This window comes from Peribacillus simplex (assembly GCF_001542915.1).
GTDB classification, from domain to species: domain Bacteria; phylum Bacillota; class Bacilli; order Bacillales; family DSM-1321; genus Peribacillus; species Peribacillus simplex_B.
Window position 1 is genome coordinate 273817 of record NZ_LNNH01000055.1, and the last position, 21039, is coordinate 294855.

At 43.4% G+C, this 21039-nt stretch carries 18 protein-coding genes; 1 reads left to right on the forward strand and 17 read right to left on the reverse strand.

The window, feature by feature from the left end:
- Window positions 1-233: 233 nt before the first annotated feature.
- Window positions 234-2294 carry a sigma-54 interaction domain-containing protein gene (locus AS888_RS22985; protein WP_061144394.1) on the reverse strand — a complete coding sequence of 687 codons (2061 nt, stop codon included), beginning with the start codon at window positions 2292-2294 and terminating at the stop codon, window positions 234-236.
- A 210-nt stretch (window positions 2295-2504) separates the two neighbouring features.
- Between AS888_RS22985 and AS888_RS22990 the strand changes: the two genes are divergently transcribed.
- Window positions 2505-2741 carry a DUF2627 domain-containing protein gene (locus AS888_RS22990; protein ID WP_061144395.1) on the forward strand — a complete coding sequence of 79 codons (237 nt, stop codon included), beginning with the start codon at window positions 2505-2507 and terminating at the stop codon, window positions 2739-2741.
- A gap of 245 nt (window positions 2742-2986) precedes the next feature.
- Here AS888_RS22990 and AS888_RS22995 read toward each other — a convergent pair whose 3' ends face one another.
- The 16 genes from AS888_RS22995 to accB form a co-directional block, all read right to left on the reverse strand.
- Window positions 2987-3718 (reverse strand): glycerophosphodiester phosphodiesterase, encoded by a 732-nt coding sequence (locus AS888_RS22995; protein WP_061144396.1) that lies wholly within the window; start codon window positions 3716-3718, stop codon window positions 2987-2989.
- A 92-nt stretch (window positions 3719-3810) separates the two neighbouring features.
- Entirely contained in the window at window positions 3811-5388 is a 1578-nt protein-coding gene (locus tag AS888_RS23000; protein WP_260320341.1) for a DUF342 domain-containing protein, read from the reverse strand.
- A gap of 342 nt (window positions 5389-5730) precedes the next feature.
- A complete protein-coding gene (spo0A, locus tag AS888_RS23005; RefSeq protein ID WP_061144398.1) occupies window positions 5731-6522 on the reverse strand; it encodes a sporulation transcription factor Spo0A in 792 nt (263 codons plus the stop codon).
- 340 nt (window positions 6523-6862) lie between these two features.
- Entirely contained in the window at window positions 6863-8155 is a 1293-nt protein-coding gene (gene spoIVB, locus AS888_RS23010) for a SpoIVB peptidase (protein ID WP_061144399.1), read from the reverse strand.
- 170 nt (window positions 8156-8325) lie between these two features.
- Complete coding sequence (gene recN, locus AS888_RS23015; RefSeq protein ID WP_061144400.1) at window positions 8326-10041, reverse strand: DNA repair protein RecN; 1716 nt, start codon at window positions 10039-10041, stop codon at window positions 8326-8328.
- A 21-nt stretch (window positions 10042-10062) separates the two neighbouring features.
- A complete protein-coding gene (gene ahrC / locus AS888_RS23020) occupies window positions 10063-10512 on the reverse strand; it encodes a transcriptional regulator AhrC/ArgR (RefSeq protein ID WP_061144401.1) in 450 nt (149 codons plus the stop codon).
- A gap of 307 nt (window positions 10513-10819) precedes the next feature.
- Entirely contained in the window at window positions 10820-11647 is an 828-nt protein-coding gene (locus AS888_RS23025) for a TlyA family RNA methyltransferase (protein ID WP_061144402.1), read from the reverse strand.
- Between the two features lie 5 nt (window positions 11648-11652).
- Window positions 11653-13545: a 1-deoxy-D-xylulose-5-phosphate synthase gene (gene dxs, locus AS888_RS23030; RefSeq protein ID WP_061144442.1), complete on the reverse strand. Its 1893-nt coding sequence runs from the start codon at window positions 13543-13545 to the stop codon at window positions 11653-11655.
- A gap of 246 nt (window positions 13546-13791) precedes the next feature.
- The gene (locus AS888_RS23035) at window positions 13792-14685 is read right to left on the reverse strand and encodes a polyprenyl synthetase family protein (protein ID WP_061144403.1); all 894 of its coding nucleotides are present in this window, start codon (window positions 14683-14685) and stop codon (window positions 13792-13794) included.
- A gap of 1 nt (window position 14686) precedes the next feature.
- Window positions 14687-14920: an exodeoxyribonuclease VII small subunit gene (locus AS888_RS23040; protein ID WP_061144404.1), complete on the reverse strand. Its 234-nt coding sequence runs from the start codon at window positions 14918-14920 to the stop codon at window positions 14687-14689.
- Window positions 14917-16269 carry an exodeoxyribonuclease VII large subunit gene (gene xseA, locus AS888_RS23045; RefSeq protein WP_061144405.1) on the reverse strand — a complete coding sequence of 451 codons (1353 nt, stop codon included), beginning with the start codon at window positions 16267-16269 and terminating at the stop codon, window positions 14917-14919. The genes AS888_RS23040 and xseA overlap by 4 nt, the downstream gene beginning before the upstream one ends.
- A gap of 150 nt (window positions 16270-16419) precedes the next feature.
- Window positions 16420-17295, reverse strand: coding sequence for a bifunctional methylenetetrahydrofolate dehydrogenase/methenyltetrahydrofolate cyclohydrolase FolD (folD, locus tag AS888_RS23050; RefSeq protein ID WP_061144406.1), 876 nt, complete (start codon window positions 17293-17295; stop codon window positions 16420-16422).
- A 70-nt stretch (window positions 17296-17365) separates the two neighbouring features.
- Window positions 17366-17758, reverse strand: a complete 393-nt coding sequence (gene nusB / locus AS888_RS23055) for a transcription antitermination factor NusB (RefSeq protein ID WP_061144407.1) — start codon at window positions 17756-17758, stop codon at window positions 17366-17368.
- Window positions 17759-18208: 450 nt separating this feature from the next.
- Window positions 18209-18613: an Asp23/Gls24 family envelope stress response protein gene (locus AS888_RS23060; RefSeq protein WP_397252445.1), complete on the reverse strand. Its 405-nt coding sequence runs from the start codon at window positions 18611-18613 to the stop codon at window positions 18209-18211.
- A gap of 37 nt (window positions 18614-18650) precedes the next feature.
- Window positions 18651-20003, reverse strand: a complete 1353-nt coding sequence (accC, locus tag AS888_RS23065; RefSeq protein WP_061144409.1) for an acetyl-CoA carboxylase biotin carboxylase subunit — start codon at window positions 20001-20003, stop codon at window positions 18651-18653.
- A 14-nt stretch (window positions 20004-20017) separates the two neighbouring features.
- Window positions 20018-20509, reverse strand: coding sequence for an acetyl-CoA carboxylase biotin carboxyl carrier protein (gene accB / locus AS888_RS23070; RefSeq protein ID WP_061144410.1), 492 nt, complete (start codon window positions 20507-20509; stop codon window positions 20018-20020).
- Window positions 20510-21039: the final 530 nt, after the last annotated feature.

Sequence of the window (21039 nt, forward strand, 5' to 3'; positions counted from 1 at the left end):
CTTAACTCATTGCGTACACTTCAATAAATATGCAAATAACATGCCAATAAAAGGATGCCAAAAGCCCCGGTCACAACAGAATGTGGATGCCTGTTGAAAAGTTTACCCATTATAGCCTATACCAAAATTAAAAAAATTTCATGCCGGAAGTGAATTCTCACCTAAATTAAAATAAATCAGAAAATTCCATGCAACATCTTGCACACTGCGCAATATCTTGCGTGCAATAATTATCATAGTTCTAATTTTTCCATTTTATAATATAGATTTCTGACTGAAATCCCCAGCGCTTTTGCCGTAAGCGTTTTATTTCCATTAAAGGTATGTACCGCCTGCTCGATGATTTCTGCTTCATACTGGTCTATTATCTCCGATAGCTTTTTACCTGATACGTATGAAGGCGGCTTCGTCGTCGCTTCTTTATCATGTTTGAATGATATCGTTTCGATAAAATCCGGAATATGCTGGATATCAATGGTTGTCTCATTCAATTTCATGAAAATGATCGCCCGTCCTAAAATGTTCTCCAGTTCCCTGACATTCCCCGGCCAGTCATAGTTTTGCATCTTCTCTATGGCAGCATCGGTGATTCCCTCTATGCTCCTGCCATACTCCTGATTGATTTTATGGATTAAATGTTCCGCCAGTTCCCTCAAATCTTCCTTTCGCTTTCGAAGGGGAGCGATGAAAATGGGCATGCGGTTCAGCCTGAAATATAAGTCTTCCCTGAAAGTTCCATTTCTTATCGCTTTTTCAAGATTGATATTCGTGGCGGCTATGACCCTGACATTGATGGCAATTGGCTTTGTTCCGCCTACTCTGATGATTTCCCGCTCTTGTAAAACCCGAAGCAATTTAGCTTGGATATTGGCTGGCAATTCGCCAATTTCGTCCAAAAAGATACTCCCTTGATTGGCCTCTTCAAAAAAACCGACCTTTCCGCCCCTGATTGCTCCTGTAAAGGCTCCCTCTTCATATCCGAACAGTTCACTTTCCAGTAATGATTCAGAGATGGCTGCACAATTGACTCGAACGAATTTATTGAATTTCCTATCGCTCGCATTATGGATGGCATGGGCAAAAAGCTCCTTGCCTGTCCCTGATTCGCCCCTCAATAAGACAGTCGCCGGTGTCCTTGCCGATAATTTCGCCTGTTCAACGGGAAGCTTCATCTCTTCGGAAGCCCCTATTATATCATCAAAGGAATATTTGGCCTGTAGCGTCCTGATGATCTGTCGTGCCCGGTTCAATTCATGCGTCAGGTTTTGAATTTCCGAAACATCATGAATGACGCCCACACTTCCTTTCAGGTGTCCATCGACAATGATCGGAGCAACATTCACAATGACTTCCTTATGCTTCGGCCCGACACGCATATTGACACCCCTTACAGGCTTTTTTGTCTGGAGCACTTTCATATGCATGCTCTCGCCCTCGTAAATGTCAATGGAGGCCGGCTTCCCAATCACTTGGGTCTTTGTCAAGCCAGTGATTCGTGTATACGCAGGATTGATCAAAAGTCCCCTACCCTTCTCATCAACGACTGAAATGGCTTCATCACTGGATTGAATGATCGCTTGCAGCATCGTCTGAATTTCTTTCAAATCCGTGATTTGCTCCGCCAATTGTACCGCTTCCGTCTTGTTCCTGAACATGGAAAACGCACCGATTACTTGCTTTTCGGCATTTACGAGAGGAATTCTTGTCGCAATGAGCTCCAATCCATTATCCAGGATGATTCGTTGATTTACTTCTTTCCGGTTCGTTTCCATGACACGCAATAACCCCGTTGAAGGGACGAGATCTGTAATGTGCCTGCCAATGACATCCTTACGTTTTGCATTCGCTGCTCGTTCGGCACTATCATTGAACATGACGACCAATCCGTCATGGTCGATCACGACCATTCCTTCACTGGTCGTATTAAGGATCAAGTCCATTTTTGCCGAAGCGTTCTCCAATTTATTGATCAACCGATTTTTTTCTTCAAATAGCTTGGACATGATGAGGGCTACGCTGCCAGGAATGAGGATCGTTTTTTCGCCCATCTCCCTTTTGATCTCTTTATAGACTGATGGATCTCCCGTGGTATCGACGATGATGTCCAGATCCTCGTTCATCCCCTCGCTCCAGCTAGTCACTGTAGGAATCCTTCGTTCTTTTGCAACCAGCATCCCTTCTGCTAATCCATTCGTATCAGCCATACAAACAATCGAGAATACTTCACTTTCCGAAAGGAGTTTCAACACGGTTGTGCCCCCGACGCCCCCTCCTACTATCATGACCTTTTGCATGAGCCATCTCCCTTCCAACTAATCCCCAATGAGAAAATCTCCCTACAATCCTTTTCGTGCTCTCCCCTCATTTTACCATATTGAAATCCCTTGAAAAACAGTCATTCAGCTTGCAGCTTCCAGTCCTTTTCTGCATTCCCGAAACTTGACAAATTTTTTATATCCTTTATCATTTTTTTAAGACGGAATTATCGGAAGGGATTTGACCGCATGAAACGCTTACTCGCTTTTATGATTCTTTTTATACCCGGGGCCTTTGCCGCCTATGGCATAAAAATAATGAGGGACATGGTGTTCGGTATTTTACAGCCTCCCTATCCACTCCTTTGGATGCAATTCTTGATCGGCCTGATCATTACCATTGGCGGGATTGCCTTTATTGCAGGGTTCATCCTTCATCGGGATCGAAAACAAAACAAAGTCCAAAGCAGGTTCAATAAGTTTTGATTCTTAAAAAGAAGGTGCCCTCTCAAAATATGGGCACCTTCTTTTTATTGGCCATTTTCATACTTTATTGTTATTCGCCAAGTCATGCAGTGTGGTTGGTTTCAGCATGACAGAGGGCTAAACGGTGAGCCTCCCCGGCTTGAACGCCCGTTTTAGCCGCACCTGTCCCGCTGCACCTGCAGGAATCTGCTCCCCTGCCCTAAAATTAAAAAACAACAATCATTACGAAAAGAGCCTTTTCTATACTACCTATGATGTCCTTCCCTGATCCGAACCGCTTCTTCCGGAAAATCGGTGATGAAGGCGCTGCATCCCAAGTCGAATAATCGCCTCATTTCGGCTGCTTTATTGATGGTATAGGGGCGTACAGGCATACCCATGCTCAAACAGGCTTGAATGATGACATCGGGGGCAGCACGAATATTCGGGTGGATGGCGCTTCCGCCAATTGCCTTTGCATAAACCCACGGCATGTAAAGACCATCCCGATAAAGCGGTGCGGTTTCCAGTTCAGGCGCTAATTGGTGACAAGTCACCAAACTATAATGATTGAAGGAAGAAAGAATGATCCTATCCTCCATTTTGTAGGCACGGACGAGTTGTATGACCTTCGCTTCCAAGCCTGGATACAGAAAAAGCGTGTTTTTCAATTCAATATTGCACAACAACTGATTATGGCTTAGCCAAATCAATAATTCCACGAGGGTCGGTATTTTTTCTCTTCCCCATTTCCCCTTTGTACCGAAGGATGCATTGAGGGTTTTCAACTCCCGCAGTGTCCGATCCTTCACATATCCCGATGCATTTGTCGTTCGGTCGAGCTTCTCGTCATGGATGATGACCACTTCCCCGTCTTTCGAGAGCTGGACGTCCGTTTCAATTCCATCCGCTCCGACGCGTACCGCTTCATTGAATGCGGACATCGTATTTTCCGGATGTGTTCCTGCCGAGCCTCGATGAGCAAAGATTAAGGTCATGTTAACGCCCCCACCTCTCATAAACCGTCATATCCCAATTTATGAAAAGCAAAGCAAAAATATTTACATCAATATCAAGCCTTCAGCGGAATTCAATCAAAATGCAGGTGATTATTTTCGGCATAAAAGGTTCCTTTCGTCATAACATTCAATTTCCTTTCCAGACTTTTGATTTGCAACCGTGTATCGGGAAACGCCATTTGTCCAATCATGATTTCCCCTTCCCCTTTAGATTCAAGCATATCCATGATCGATTTCCGTTCCTCATCAATTTGAAAAATTTGGGCGAGCATACTTTCCAACCGCTTTCTGGTTTGTTCATATTGGAAATGCTGCACTTCAGTCCATTCACCAAGAAACATCTCATACACTTCAAGCTTTTCCTTGATCAATTCCAATTGTTCAAGCTTTGATTTATATAAAAGCAAGATCTGGTTCAATTCATCCTTGATAAGATTACGGTTAAACCCCTTAACATTAATGACCGTTTTCCGTTGCATACGGTTACCGATCACTGCCGCCCTCACCTTTGCTTGAGCTTCGATAACGCCGCCAATCAATTTCCCCTTTTTTTCATCAGTGAAAATATTCTTTGCTTTAAGGAAGCTGCCTAGTGAATATGATCCGATATGTATATTTTCCCCTGCCGTCAAGTGGCATTCATTGGCGTGTTTCACAAAAATGTTCCTTTCTGCAGAAACCTTTGATAGGCCTTTACCGAATATGCCGCCTTTAATGAAAACGTCTCCCTCTTTTGATTTGATTTCTTTCACATTGCTTATACCGAGCTCACTTAGTATGGAAATATCCTTTGTAGCCGTCACGGAAAAATGGTCCACGACTGTCCCTTTAACCGTAACGCTTCCATCAAATTCGATATGCCCGGTTTCAATCCCTACATCTCCATCAATCGATAAGTGGGGGCCTACCGTGATCTTCCCATCCCTGAAGTCCACTACCCCGTCAATCAACGCCCTGAGTACGATCTTACCGTCTTCCTCATATGGCTCAACCGTTTTTTTGTCATAAACAAGGTGTTTGTCTTTTCCTTTTCTAGGCAACGCAAGCTCCCCTGTAATCAACTGCCCCATTTCTCCTGAGGAAGGCGGTATCCTTTCACCGAGCCAATCGCCCTTCTTCACCTCATCAAGAAAACTCATATCATAATAATCAGCTTTACCATCTTCCCTGACCGCAGGTTTTCGTTCCGATCGTTTAAAATAGGTAACGACGGCATCCTTGCCATGGACTGGTTCTTTCCCAATCGCAATGACCTTACGATCGTTGATGGTCAGTTCGTTTTGCAAAACATTCATCAATATGCCGTCTGTAATATGTTCCTTTTGAAGGCTCTCGAGAATATTTCCCACGATGGCTGAATGATTTTCTTTAAGGTGAGCTTCTGAACAATTGAGTTTTACACGTGCAGACATTTTATCCTCAGCCATGTCCAACTCGATTATGGGTTTCAGCCGGCCCACCGGAATTCTCTCCCCGGTAGCCTCCGTCAGGGCTTGTTTTAAGTCTTTTACATGCTCCAGCATGATTTGTGGGAACTTGAGCAGGACTGGGTTAAAACCCAAAATGGAAAAGCCCTTCAGAAAAACGGTTATATATACCAATCCTGACGCCGATTCTAATACAAAATGCTCATTTTCTTCAAAGATCAAGTACATCCCCCCTCATCGTACGATTATATATACCTATGATTATAATCTAAAAATTAAGATAAAAGCCACAAAAGGAACCACCTTTGTAAGAAAACTGAATATTCTGATAATACAACAAACAAAAACGCCTTTTATTTATTGGATTCTTCCTGCAAAATCCAATAAATAAAAGGCGTTTAATTTTTAGCCGGCATGTAAAAAGTCGAAGTTGCAAAACCACAAGCATCTTCTTCCTGTCTAGTGCCACCAGCAAGGGGATTCTTATTTATCTTTAGCGGCTCTAGCCTTTATCTGATCAATGGATTACATACGAATCTTATCAACAGGTTCCCCGTATCCCTGTCAAGAAGCTTTATGTTCAAGACGGAGCTTGTCGGCGACCATCGCGATGAATTCGGAATTCGTAGGCTTTGCCTTAGTCATGCTGACGGTATAACCGAATAGGGATGAAATGGATTCGATGTTACCGCGGCTCCAGGCCACTTCAATCGCATGGCGGATGGCACGCTCAACACGGCTGGCGGTTGTATTGTATTTTTTGGCAATATCCGGATACAACACTTTGGTGATCGACCCCAACAGTTCAATATCGTTGTACACCATGGATATGGCTTCCCTTAAATACAAATAACCCTTAATATGTGCAGGCACACCAATCTCATGGATAATGCTTGTAATGCTGGCATCCAGGTTCTTGGGCTTGGATTCATTTTGGGGACGATAACTGAATTGGCTATGATTTTTCAATACTGCCTGCCCTTTATTGCTCACCTGACGAATATGATTGGCCAAATTCTCCATATCAAAAGGCTTCAGGATGAAGTAGGACGCGCCCAAATCAACGGCTTTTTTCGTGACATCTTCTTGACCAAAGGCAGTAAGCATAATTACGTTAGGCATGGCACCCCGTTTTACTTCACGAAGCTTCTCCAATACACCTAACCCATCTAAATGAGGCATGATAATATCGAGGATCAATATATCGGGATCAACGTTTTCCAGCATCCCCAGGCAATCTTGACCGTTATGGGCTACCCCGATTACCTCCATATCTTCCTGTGCAGAAATGTATTCTTCCAGAAGGCCAACAAGTTCTCTATTATCATCTACAACGCACACCTTAATTTTTTTCACGCTTGATTTCCTCCTCAACTACAATTGGTCTTTTTTTCTATATGACTAAATTCTATTGTAATTGAACTTTTCGACAATGGAAACTAAATTCCTTTTATTTTTGAAAAAATATAAGGAATTCAATATTATTCTCCCGATATCTCTAGTTTTCGACTTCGTTTGCTATTCGAATAAATCGATTGTCGAAAAATCTTCACATCGTTATCATTTTATCACATCGTTTCAAAAAAACCTCCTACTTTTTAAATAAAACAGCTGTAAATCCTTCGCTTCTCCTTATTTGCCGCTATTCTCTCCGTGGCTCAATCAAAAAAAGGGCATCCTAAAGGATACCCGGTCTTCAACTTGCCTTTTCATAATTATCTTTGTCGTATATATTGATACCGGCTTCGTTTAACATCCATTCAATATGGACTCCATACCCACTTGTAGGATCATTGACAAATACATGGGTGACTGCACCGATTAATTTCCCATTTTGTATGATAGGACTGCCGCTCATACCTTGAACGATCCCGCCCGTTTTTTGAAGCAATTCTTTATCCGTCACTTTCAAGACCATTCCTTTGATGGCAGGAAATTTTTGAGGGATGGAACTGACGATTTCCACATCGAATTCTTCTACTTTGGAGCCATCCACCACAGTCAGGATTTTTGCTGGTCCTTCCTTTACCTCATGGGAAAGGGTGATGGGAAGTGCTTTGTCACTGATTCCGTTTTTGAAATCCTGATTTAATTTTCCAAAGATTCCAAAGGGACTATTTCGATTGATATTGCCTATTTTTTCTTTATTGGATGAAAAGCGTGCCAATTTTTCTCCCGGGTCACCATTACTTCCCTTTTCAATGGAAGTGACCGTCGATTGAACAATTTGTCCATCCTTTACAACAATCGGTTTTTTCGTGTCCATATCAGAAATAACATGTCCCAATGCCCCATATTTTTTCGAATCCGGGTGATAAAAGGTCATCGTTCCTATGCCAGCTGCTGAATCACGGATATATAAACCCAATTTGTATGTTCCTTCATTCTTATCTTTCAAAGGTAAAAGGGTACTATGAAGCACTTCGTTATCACGATTGATGACAAGTTTCAACGCTTCCCCCTTCTCACCTGCCTGCTGAACAAAAGGGGTTACATCCCCCATCTTCTTTATCGTCTGACCATTGATTTCTGTAATAATATCGCCGATTTCAATCTTCGCTTTTTCTCCTGGTGATTTTTTCCCCTGCGCAGTATCAATGAGATGATGACCTACAACGAGCACCCCAAGAGTATTAAGTTTCACCCCGATGGATTGGCCCCCGGGCATGACTTTAAAGTCCTTCAACACCCGAATGTCGACCTTTTTGGCAGGCAATCCCGCCACATCAAGTAACACTTCGTTCGTTCCTGGTTTCTCGGCACCAAGCGTAATTGAAGCTTGCTCATCATGAAGCGAAATCCCGTCACTGGATCCCGAAGCTTTTGCAGAAACAGGCAATGATTTGGAAATACTATATTGACTTCCTTCAAATAGTACAAGATGATTTGGAATTAAAAAATATTCACGAGATGGCTGGTATAACCCTAATGTTAATAGCGAAACAAGGAGAATTCCACCGATGATCCTGTTTATCCATACAAATTTCAATCCATTCACTCTCCTCGCTCTCTGAAACTTTATGGCTACACCTTTAATTTAGCCCTCATGACAATCATTTATAACAGGAGCAAAAAATAAAAGCTATCCGTTTTTGGATAGCTTTACAATGAATGCTTATGAGGAAGTTAATAAATGTTCATAATCTTCTTACGCGCCCATCAAGAAGTGATCTTCAGCCTTTTGGCCAGCTGTATTAACTCATTGGCATGCTGCTTCGTCAAGTCGGTAATCTCGACCCCCGAAATCATCCTGCCGATTTCTTTTATTTTTTCCGTTTCAATCAAAGGCTTCACGGAGGTATTCGTCCGTCCTGCCCTGACATTTTTCGCAATGAATAAATGGGTATCCGCCATGGCTGCGACCTGTGGCAAATGAGATATGCACAAAACCTGAGACCCCGTGGCCACTTTATAAATCTTCTCGGCAATGGATTGTGCAACCCGCCCGCTGACACCAGTGTCCACTTCATCGAATATAATCGAAGTAATGCCTTGATGCTTGGAAAAAATGCTTTTCAGCGCGAGCATGATCCGCGACAGCTCTCCCCCCGAGGCAATTTTGGAAAGGGGTTTTAATGGTTCGCCGGGATTCGTGGAAATATAAAATTCCATGGAGTCCAGCCCGGACTGATTGATTCCCTTATCTGACAACTCATCGAACGTATAAGCCGTTTGATGGAAATGAGGTTCGAAAATTGTTTTTTCCATGTATAAATCTTTTAATTCCTGATGAATTTTTTTTGTAAGCTGTTGAGCGAACCCCTGGCGTAATTCAGACAGGTTCTTTGCTTCAACAATTAAATCGGCCTTAATCGATTTCATTTCCTTTTCAAGCTTAGCGATATGCGTTTCCCTATTAAGCAGCTTTTCGACTTCCTCTTCAATGCCTGCGCCATATTCGAGGATTTCCTCGATGGACCGTCCGTATTTCCGTTTCAATTGATTTATTTCATTTAGGCGTCCCTCGATGAATTCAACACGTTCCGTATCATAATCCAAGGAATCCAATTGATCTCGGATGTTCGATACGGCTTCCTCGAGCAGGAAGTAACTATTGGAGACGATTTCTGAGCTGGCTTGTAGCCCCTCATCCAGCCCTGCCGCCTCTTCCATGTTATTCATGGCTACCGACAGCCAATCAATTGCATGCTGCTCACCGTTTAATGCATTATAGCTCGTTTGCAGCGCTTCATGGATTTTCTCGAAATTATTAATTTTTTTCCGCTCTTCCATCAATTCTTCATCTTCCTGAAGTTTCAAGTCGGCCTTTTGGATTTCATCGAATTGAAATTGGATCAAGTCAAGACGGTGCACCATTTGCTGCTCATTCTGACTTAAATCATTCAATTGCTTCGAAGCGGATTCATATTGTTTATATAGCTTTTGGTATTCGGTAAGTGCAGACGCGATGTTTTCACCGCCAAATTGATCCAGCAACGGCAAATGGAGTCGTTCATCCATTAATTCCTGATGTTCATGCTGGCCATGGATATCAATCAGAGTCCGCCCTATCTCACGTAAAATGGCAATCGTCACAAGTTTTCCATTTACCCGGCATACGCTTTTTCCGCTAAGCGAGATGTCTCTTCGAAGAATGGCCATCCCATCATTCATGTCCAAGCCGAATTCTTCCGCCTTGGCAAAGACCGGATGTTTTTCATCATCTATTTGAAACAGCCCTTCTATTTCCGCCTTTGACTCTCCATGACGAATAAACTCGGAGGAACCACGCCCCCCAACCAAAAGATGGACGGCATCTATAATAATTGATTTACCTGCCCCTGTTTCACCGGTCAAGACAGTCAAGCCTTTCTCGAACGAAACGGACAGGCTGTCTATGATCGCAAAATTCCTAATCGATAGTTCTGTTAACAAACGGGTCACCTCACAAAATTATTAGAGCATGTCCAAGAATTTGCCGGAAATGATCTTTGCATCTTCCTCAGAGCGGCAAATGATCAAGCACGTATCATCGCCGCCGATCGTTCCGAGTATTTCTTGCCAATTCAAATTATCAATCAATGCACAGATTGCCTGGGCATTACCCGGAAGCATTTTCATGACGAGTAAATTGTTCGCTGCATCGATTCGTACAAAAGCATCAACAAGGATTCTCTTTAATTTTTGAAGCGGGTTGAAACGTTGATCGGCAGGCAGGCTGTATTTATACCTGCCATCCGTTAACGGGACCTTTACAAGATGGAGCTCTTTGATATCCCGCGATACCGTGGCCTGAGTCACGTTGTATCCAGCCAATTTCAGTTCTTCAACCAACTCATCTTGCGTCTCGATATCGTTATTGGTGATAATGTCCCTAATTTTTATATGTCGTTGCCCTTTATTCATAAGCAGAAGCACCTCTTCTCAACTGTTGTTCATCTATTGGTCATGCGCATCACTTTCATATCATGGATAAAGCTTCCGGTTTAGTAAGGCTTCGCAATCTTCACTGTGTGCAAATAGCCGCCCTTACGGTGGTTAATATTAATGGTAGCGGATTTTTATGCAATTGTACAATTTTTTCTCTAAATGGCATGCGTTGCGCTTTCATTAATTGTTTCTATGCTGCCAAGGCTCCTTCAAAAGATTCCCCAGAAGGTAAAAAGCTCCTTTTAGCCAACCATTCAGCCAAAGGAGCCCTCTAAAGTTCAAGCTATTCTTTTTTAAACTGGGCATGTGCTTCCGAAACGATCTCATCAACCGTTTTGGATAGCTTGAATTCTCCATCTTCTTTGGATCCTTGCCAATGTAAATGAAGCAGGAATTCAATATTTCCATCGCCGCCTGTAATCGGCGAGAAGGAGGCATCCAAAATATCGTAGCCTTCTTTTTTTGCAAAAGAAATGATTTTATCCAGCACTAGCTTGTGAATTTTAGGATCACGAACAATTCCCTTTTTTCCCACTTGATCCTTTCCAGCTTCGAATTGCGGTTTCACTAAGGCAACGACGTCACTGTTAGGAACGAGCAGGGTCTTTAACACAGGTAAAATTAAGGTGAGCGAGATGAAAGAAACATCGATGCTTGCAAAGTTCGGCATCTCCCCATCCAGATCTGCCGGTGTAACATAACGGAAGTTGGTCCGTTCCATCACTTTTACCCGTTCATCCTGCCTAAGCTTCCAGGCAAGTTGATTATAGCCGACATCCAGTGCATAAGACATCGTCGCACCATTTTGCAAAGCGCAATCGGTGAACCCGCCAGTTGATGATCCGATATCCAGGAGGATCTTTCCGTCCATTTGCAAGTCGAATTCGTTTAAGGCTTTCTCCAGTTTCAGCCCGCCTCTTGACACATAAGGCATGACTTTACCTTTGATCGTAAATTCGAGATCGACTGGCACCTTTTCCCCCGGCTTTTCGTACCTCTCTTCATTCGCGTAGACAAGACCGGCCATAACCATCCGCTTAGCTTTTTCACGTGTATCGGCCAAGCCCTGTTCTACAAGCAATACATCTACTCTTTCTTTCATTACTTTCATAATTGTCAGGCCCTTTTTTCTTTTTTGGGTGTTATCATTTTTATCTTTTTAATGGCAATTTCGGTCGTTAAGCCAATTTCTTCCAGCAATTCATCGACACTTCCATGTTCAATGAAATAATCCGGAATGCCCATTCGATCGATGATGGCTCCATAAAAGCCCTGATCATGTGCATATTCCAGTACAGAACTTCCAAAACCGCCCTGCAGCACAGCTTCTTCTATCGTCAGGATCGGCATTTTTTCACCGAGTAGGCTGCTTAGCATCTTCTCATCCAAAGGTTTTATGAACCTGGCATTGATCACCTTAACGGAATAATCCTCTTTCTCCAGCCGTTCTGCAGCCTCAAGGGCCATCGGAATCGTTGTGCCGAACGTCAAGATGGCAGCATCCGTTCCTTCTTTCAGAACTTCCCATGATCCGATTGGTATCTGCTTCAATTCGCTATCCATCGCAACGCCCCAGCCATTTCCGCGCGGGAAACGCATAGCGATGGGGCCATCATTATAGCTTATGGCCGTATTGACCATATGCTGACCTTCGTTTTCGTCCTTAGGCATCATCAATACCATATTCGGAACGTGCCGTAAGAAAGCAATATCGAAAACGCCTTGGTGCGTTTCCCCATCGGAGCCAACCAACCCGGCACGATCGATGCCTATGAATACGTTCAAATTCTGGCGGCATATATCATGGACCACTTGGTCATAGGCCCTTTGGAGAAAGGTCGAATAAATGGCCAGGAATGGTTTCATGTTTTGCGTAGCCAAGCCAGCTGCAAAAGTGGCAGCATGCTGCTCGGCAATCCCTACATCATAGAAACGCTCAGGGAATTCTTGAGCAAACCCCACCAATTTCGAACCGACCGGCATGGCAGGCGTTATGGCGACTATCCGTTCGTCTTCACGAGCAAGCCTGCTGACCGTATCGCTCACAAGCGCACTCCACGCAGGCCCTTTTGTAGGGGATTTGACGAAATCGCCTGTTTCGATCTTGTATGGGCCTGTCCCATGCCAATTTCCTGTAGTGTCCAACTCGGCTGGGGAATAGCCCTTGCCTTTTTTCGTGATGACATGCAGCAGGACCGGTCCCTTCGTTTTCTTCGCATATCTTAAATTCTCCAGCAGTTCTTCATAATTATGGCCATCTACAGGGCCAAGGTATGTGAAACCGAGTTCTTCGAAGAAAATTCCTGAAACCAATAAATACTTCATGCTATCTTTCAAGCGTTCGGCAGTAGCTGCAAGCTTTCCTCCGACGGCAGGAATTTTTTTCAATAGCAGCTCCAATTCATCTTTTGCCCAGTTATATTTACCTGCCGTACGCAATCTTCCCAATATGGTGTGCAATGCTCCAACGTTAGGGGCGATCGACATTTCATTATCATTAAGAATGACGATCATGTCCTTTTTTTCGTCCCCGATATGATTCAAGGCTTCAAGTGCCATGCCGCCTGTAAGGGCTCCATCACCGATTACAGGTAAAATGAAACTTTTTTCACCCTTGATATCACGGGCAGCAGCCATTCCCATGGCAGCCGAAAGGGAAGTTGAACTGTGGCCGGTTTCCCATACATCATGGGGGCTTTCAATCATTTTCGGAAAGCCGCACAGCCCTTTGTATTTCTTTAAGGAATCGAACTCCCCAGCCCTGCCTGTCAGGATTTTGTGGACATATGATTGATGTCCGACATCCCACAGGATTTTATCATTGGGACTGTCAAACTCTTTATGCAAAGCAATGGTCAATTCCACGACTCCTAAATTGGGGCCGATGTGCCCGCCGGTGACCGATAGTTTTTCTACAAGGAATTTACGAATATCCACACTTAACTCGACTAGTTCTTCATTATTCATCTTCTTCAAAAAAGAAGGGTCTTTTATAGATAGAAGATCCAAATAGGACCACTCACTTTCTGTCATTTTCGGTTGGAAGCAAAACAAATCCTCATCAAGAGGGATATATTGAAGACTTGACCGAAAAATTGGTTTTAAGTTAAAAATAGCCGCCAACACCCAGGTGATTTCGGCGGCTTCATTACCTATTTAATCACGTAACTCCATTAAAAAGCGATCTTGTTTTTCACATATTTTTGCACAATGAGTATACCATAAAACCTTAATTGATAACAAATTTAGCCACAATCAATGATTTCGGGTGGCTATTAAATCCGTCAGCTCATTCAGCAAATCGGTTTCCAGGGCCGTTTTTGCTAAAGAGGCATGGGCAAGGCCAATATGCTGTTCAAGCTTCTCCTTCGCCCCTTGGAGCGAAAGCAGTGAAGGATATGTGCTTTTATGGTTTCCTTCATCACTGCCAACCGGCTTGCCAATCAACTCAACAGATCCTTCAATATCCAGAATATCATCCCGTATCTGAAAAGCAAGCCCTAGGTGATAGCCAAAGTTACGTAAATGCTGAAGCTGCTCTCCATTCGCTCCTGATAATATGGCTCCGGAGAGAACACTTGCCGTCAGCAGCTTGCCCGTTTTATGTTCATGGATATACTCCAATTCCCTGAGGGTCAACTGCTTATCTTCCCCTTCCATATCGGCGACTTGACCGCCAACCATCCCCTCTGCTCCGGCAGACTTGGCGATTTCGCTTACAAGGTCCAGTTTCATTTGGGCCGTCACCTCGGGATCGTTCATACCCGAGATCAATTGGAAGCTATATGTAAGTAAGGCATCACCGGCAAGAACGGCTACGGCCTCACCAAATACTTTATGGTTCGTCGGTTTTCCGCGGCGGAGATCATCATCATCCATCGCGGGAAGGTCATCATGAATTAAAGAATAGGTATGGATCATTTCAATCGCTGCCGCTGCCGGAATTCCCATTCTCAAGTTTTTCCCGAATGCCCCCAACACTGCAAAAACCAATAAAGGGCGTATTCTTTTTCCGCCGGCTTCGAGTGAATAGGCCATCGCCTCTTTCACCACAGCCGGAGCTTCAAGCTTTTTAACGTATTCAATGATTTCCGTTTCGATTATTGCTTTGTATTCTTTAGAAAAAAGATCGAAGGATGTTGGACTCATGTTATTCTTCCTCCTGGACAACGAAGTTTTCAAGTTCCCCGTCTTCCCGTAAAATTTGGGTCAGCTGATCTTCAACCGCCTTAAGCTTCGTATGACACAGCCTGGATAAGTCCATACCTTGTTTATATATGGAAATGGCTTCTTCAAGGGGCACATCTCCTTCTTCAAGCTGTTCCACAATTTTTTCCAGATTCTCCATCGCTTCTTCGAATGTAGCTTCCTGTTTTTTTGTCATGGTTCAATTCGCTCCTTAATATCTTTAATTTCACACTCAAGAGTGCCATCCTTTATGGAAACGGCTATCTTCTCCCCAATGGATACCTGCTGCGTGCTTTTCACGAGCGTCTCATCTCCAGTAAAAACCAACCCATAGCCCCGCTCCATGATTTTCAACGGGCTGAGGGCAGATAATGTGGCCGTCATATGGACGAATTGCTGCGATTTATGCCGATAGATTGCTTCCATCGCCCGACGCAATTTTTTTTCATGCTGCTGCAATTCTTCCTGAGCATTTTTTACCGCTTGTTCAGGATGCTGCTTCTTAAGAATATCGTTCAACTGGTTTAGCCCATCCTTCTTTTTCAAGAAGTACCGGGTACTTGTCTTCAAAAGCCTGTCCTTCGTCCTGTCAAGCTGTTCAAGCTTTTGTTCATACATTTTATGAGGATAACGGAAAGCATAGGATCTCTCCAGCCTCGTCAATTTGGTGCTTTCAAAATTCACCGCCTCACGAATCGAACGGGTCAAGCGATTCTTTCGGTTCATCAGGCGTTCCAGTATTTCATTGAGATGCGGCACCGCTAGCTCTGCGGCACCGGTCGGTGTCGGCGCACGCATATCAGCGACAAAGTCAGCAATCGTAAAATCAGTTTCGTGTCCGACAGCGGAAATGATCGGAATATCGGAATCATAGATCGATTCAGCCACGATTTCTTCATTGAAAGCCCATAGCTCCTCGATCGAACCGCCGCCCCTTCCGACTATGAGCACATCGCTCTCCGCCCTTGCATTAGCCATCGAGATCGCTTTTGCAATCGATTTAGCGGCATTATTCCCTTGGACAAGCGCAGGGTATACGATGATCTTCGCAATAGGGTACCTCCGCTTGATGGTCGTCAGGATATCCCGCAATGCAGCACCGGTCGGAGAGGTTATGACCCCTACCGATTTAGGGTACTGTGGAATCATTTTCTTATGTTCGGCCAAAAACAACCCTGCCGCTTCCAGCTTTTTCTTCAGCTGCTCATAAGCCAGATACAAATCGCCCACTCCGTCCGGGGCCATGCTTTTCACATAAAGCTGATACTGTCCGCTCGCTTCATATAATGAAATATCACCCTTTACAAGTACCTTCATTCCATTTTCGGGCATGAATTTCATCCCCTTGGAATTAGCGGCAAACATAACGGAGAGGAGGCGGGCCTTTTCATCCTTGAGCGTAAAATACATATGTCCGCTCGTATGTTGTTTAAAATTCGAAATTTCACCTTTTATGTACACATTTTGTAAATGGGGGTCGACGTCAAACTTCCTTTTAATGTACTTCGTTAATGCCGACACGCTCAAATATTGCTGGTTACTCATATCATGTCTCCTTCCGACGGGAATCGGATATAAAGAAAGCTCACCTATAGGTTACACGTAATACGTCATTAAAATTTATGAATGGAAAAAAGCGGTCTCCCGTTATTATAAAACAAGAGGTCCGCTTCTTTAAATGTTTTAACGCTTTTTTCAGCTTTTTAATGCTGATTTTCTCTGTTCAAATGTTTTTTGAGCAGATTTGACCGTATTCTTCATAAGCATCGTAATCGTCATGGGACCGACGCCTTTAGGAACAGGGGTAATGTATGAAGCCTTGTTTTTCACTTCTTCAAACGCCACATCACCGCAAAGCTTTCCTTCATCATTCCTGTTCATCCCAACATCAATGACGACCGCACCTTCTTTAATATGATCACTTGTGATCGTATCCCTCTTACCGACAGCTGCCACGACCACATCGGCTTGCTTGGTGAAATACGCAAGATCCTTTGTCTTAGAATGACAGTATGTAACGGTTGCGTTCGCATTTAAAAACAATTGTCCGGCTGGTTTCCCGACGATATTGCTTCTTCCGACAATGACCACATGCTTTCCTTCAAGCTCATAGCCGATATGCTCAAGCATCACCATAATCCCGTATGGCGTACAAGGTAAGAAAGCATCCTGACCAGTCATCATCCGCCCAATGTTAATCGGATGGAACCCATCCACATCCTTTTCCGGGGAAATCGCTTCGATGATCGCCTTTTCAGAAATATGCCCTGGCAATGGCAGCTGCACCAATATGCCATGGATGCTTTCATCCTGGTTCAGTTCATTGATGATCTGCATTAATTCCTCCTGAGATAGATCTGCAGGCTTTTTGATCAAAACGGAATGCATCCCCACGTCTTCACAGGCTTTTTGCTTATTGCGTACATAAGTCTGTGAGGCTTGGTTATCACCGACGAGAATGACAGCCAAACCCGGGACCATATCTTTTTCACGTAAATGTTGAACTTCCTTGCTGATTTCCTGCCTAACTGCCTCTGCAATTTCTTTACCATTAATGATTTGAGCTGACATGTGTATATTCCTCCCAAGTTAATTTTTGCTAAAGAAATTGCCGGGAGATTCATGGCTTTAGACTGCAGCCTTAGCTGTCGCTTTTCACCTTCACTTTGGATAAAACGGCATTCACAAAGCTGCTTGATTGATCATCACCGAATTTCTTAGCAATTTCAATAGCTTCATTCATTGCGACACTTACAGGCACATCTTCACTGTGAACCATTTCATAAATCGCGATTCGCAGTAAATTCCGATCAATGTTCGCTAATCTTTCCAGCGTCCAGTTCTCTAAATTGTCCCTGATCATTCCATCAAGCTGTTCTCGATTTTCCGTAATCCCCATGACTAATTTCTTGAAATATTCATCAGTAGGAGCGCCATCCAATACGCTTTCCATTGCTTCTTCGGCACCCGACTTGGCAATATCGATCTGATATAGTGCTTGAAGGGATTTTTCACGGGCTACTCTTCTTTTCATAATCTTACTCCTTTAACATCTACTATTATATATGAAAACGCCAGAACAAACGAACATTAAATAACTTTTTTTCAAAAACATTAAGATTTACAGCGTGTTTTTCCGTATTTCAGCTGCTTTTCACAAAATCAAAGGAGAAAAAGGCATAATCACCTTGATTAACCTATCATCCCCCGATCTTTTCCAGCAAGAAAACACGATTCAATCATTTGAATGTGCCAAAAAAAGTGCTTGCCTGGCTTTCATGCTCATATTTCACCTTTTACACAATAACAGAAATCACCCTTGAATTAAAGGGAAACTTCCAGACACCGCCTTATTATGTTCATTTACCATAATATTATCAGTCCAGCCCGGATGAATAGCGATGCAATCATTGAGCCGGCATCCAAACAAACAAAAACCCGGCTTTTTGCCGGGTTTCTGCAGGTGTGAATCGAATGGTGCCACTTACACTTCTTGTTCGTAATCCGCTTCTTGCTTCGCGTTTTCAAATGCTATGCCCACTACATGGATGTTCACTTCACCAGCATCGATGGCCGTCATGTTCAACAAGGCTTCACGAATGTTATCTTGCACTTCTTGGGCAACTTTCGGAATTGAAACACCAAATTTCATGACGCAATAAAGTTCGACTTTGATCGATTCTCCCGTCAAGTCCACTTTAACACCCTTACCGTGGTTCTTTTTACCAAGCTTTTCAACTACACCAGTAGCGAAATTACCGCGCATATGTGCAACACCTTCAACTTCCGATGCAGCAATGCCCGCAATTACCTCAATCACCTCAGGTGCAATCTCCACTTTGCCTAGTCCACTATTAAAATCATTCATTTCGAGTAATTGGCCTTCCATTTCACTCATTCAAAAGCACCTCCTGTCTTCCTTTACATTATGAGTTCATTACATCATATATTTCAAGGAATTTGGTATTAAATTCTCCCGATACGAATTGTTCATGCTGAAGCAGCTTAATATGGAACGGAATGGTTGTGCTGATTCCTTCAATGACAAATTCACCTAAAGCGCGCTTCATTTTCTCGATCGCTTCTTCTCTTGTCGGTGCATGGACAATCAATTTAGCAATCATGGAATCATAATATGGCGGTATCGAGTACCCTGGGTATGCTGCGGAGTCCACCCTTACTCCATACCCTCCTGGAGGTAAATACATGTGTATTTTTCCAGCTGAAGGCATAAAATTCTTTTCTGGGTTTTCCGCATTGATCCGGCATTCGATGGACCAGCCGTTAAACGTTACATCCTCTTGTGAAAGGGATAGTTTATCACCTGAAGCGACTTTGATTTGTTCTTTGATCAAATCCACTCCTGTCACCATTTCCGTGACTGGGTGTTCAACCTGGATACGTGTATTCATTTCCATAAAGTAGTATTTTCTATTCACATAGTCATAAATAAATTCGACGGTACCGGCTCCTGAATAATTAACCGCAAGAGCCGCCGTAACTGCAGCCTGCCCCATTTCCGCACGTGTTTCACCATCCAGTGCCGGAGATGGAGTTTCTTCAACCAGCTTTTGCAAGCGTCGTTGAATGGAACAGTCACGCTCACCTAAATGGATGGCATTGCCATGGTTATCGGCCATGACTTGAATTTCAACATGACGGAAATCCTCAATGAATTTTTCAATATAAACACCCGGATTGCCGAATGCCGTCGCGGCTTCCTGTTGCGTGATGTTAATGCCCTTGATGAGATCTTCTTCGGTCCTTGCGACCCGGATCCCTTTACCGCCGCCGCCGGCAGTGGCTTTGATGATGACTGGGTAGCCCATTTCATTGGCAAGGGCCACTCCCTCATCGGTATCTTTGATGATGCCTTTGGAACCGGGAACGATCGGAACCCCAGCTTTTCGCATCGTTTCCCTTGCCACGTCCTTAGTTCCCATTTTATTGATCGCTTCAGGGCTAGGACCGATGAATATGATATTGCATTCACGGCAAAGCTCCGCAAAATTCGCATTTTCAGCAAGGAAACCATATCCAGGGTGAATCGCATCCGATCCCGTTTTCTTGGCCGTACTGATGATGTTCGTTGTATTTAAATAACTGTCTTTGGATAGTTTGGGACCGATGCAATAGGCTTCATCGGCAATTTGGACATGAAGGGCTTCTTTGTCAGCTTCCGAATAAACCGCTACAGTCTCAATCCCCAGCTCCTTGCATGCCCGGATGATTCGGACAGCAATTTCGCCTCGATTGGCAATTAATACCTTTTTAATCATTTAGAAACAGCTCCTCATTCCGGCTTTACTAAAAATAATGGTTGACCATATTCTACAAGTTGTCCTTCTTTTACAAGGACTTCAACGACTTCACCGCTAACTTCGGCTTCGATTTCATTGAAGAGTTTCATCGCCTCGACGATGCAGACAATCGAATCCGTTGTCACTTTATCGCCCGCTTTTACGTAGGCCGGAGAATCCGGTGCAGGTGATTGGTAAAATGTCCCTACCATAGGAGATGTGATCTTATGTAAATTTTCCCGTTCAGAGACGGCAGGAGCCGGTGCTGCCGGTTCAACAGCTTTTACCGCCTCAGGAGCAGCGGCAGGCTTAACCTCGACAGCTGCATTGGCTTGAAGGGCGTCCAGAGAAATTGCCGGCTGGATGGCTGTAACCGTTTCAGTTTTCTTTAATTTAATTTTCGTTCCTTCATTTTCATAAACGAATTCACTTATATTGGATTGATCGACTAGCTTGATGATTTCACGAATTTCTTGCACTTTCATTTTGTGCACCCCTTGTCTAATTTAATATGAGTTTGTGAGGCAATAATATTTTATGTAACATCTTATACCCTCTTACCCTCAGCTTATCTCTATCTTGTCCAATTCTGCAAGATGAAGCCGGTCCTCCATCCGAAAGCGAATTCACTCTACCTGTTTTATAACAGAAATTTCACTTTCCCAAAATATTGTTTCCTGTAGAGAATTGAAAAGTTTATGACCAGCTTCTAACATCATACAATATTAGCTTATACAAATTCAATGATAGATTAGTTGCAAGTTGATATCCATACTTCCATTCTACACCTTTATTATAATATTGTGAATTCTTTACCCTTCATTTCCTTTGCATTTACCTGGATATTTCAGCGATTATCCTTCTGGAGTAACAGTTACTCCCCTTTATATTACTATTTTAGAAAAGTATATTCTTTATACCTGGTTGATTTCCCACTATCAAATGGCATAAAAAAGCTTTTCCTCTAAAATTTACTCCTGATGCACTAACGAGAAAAAGACAAAAAAAAAATCCC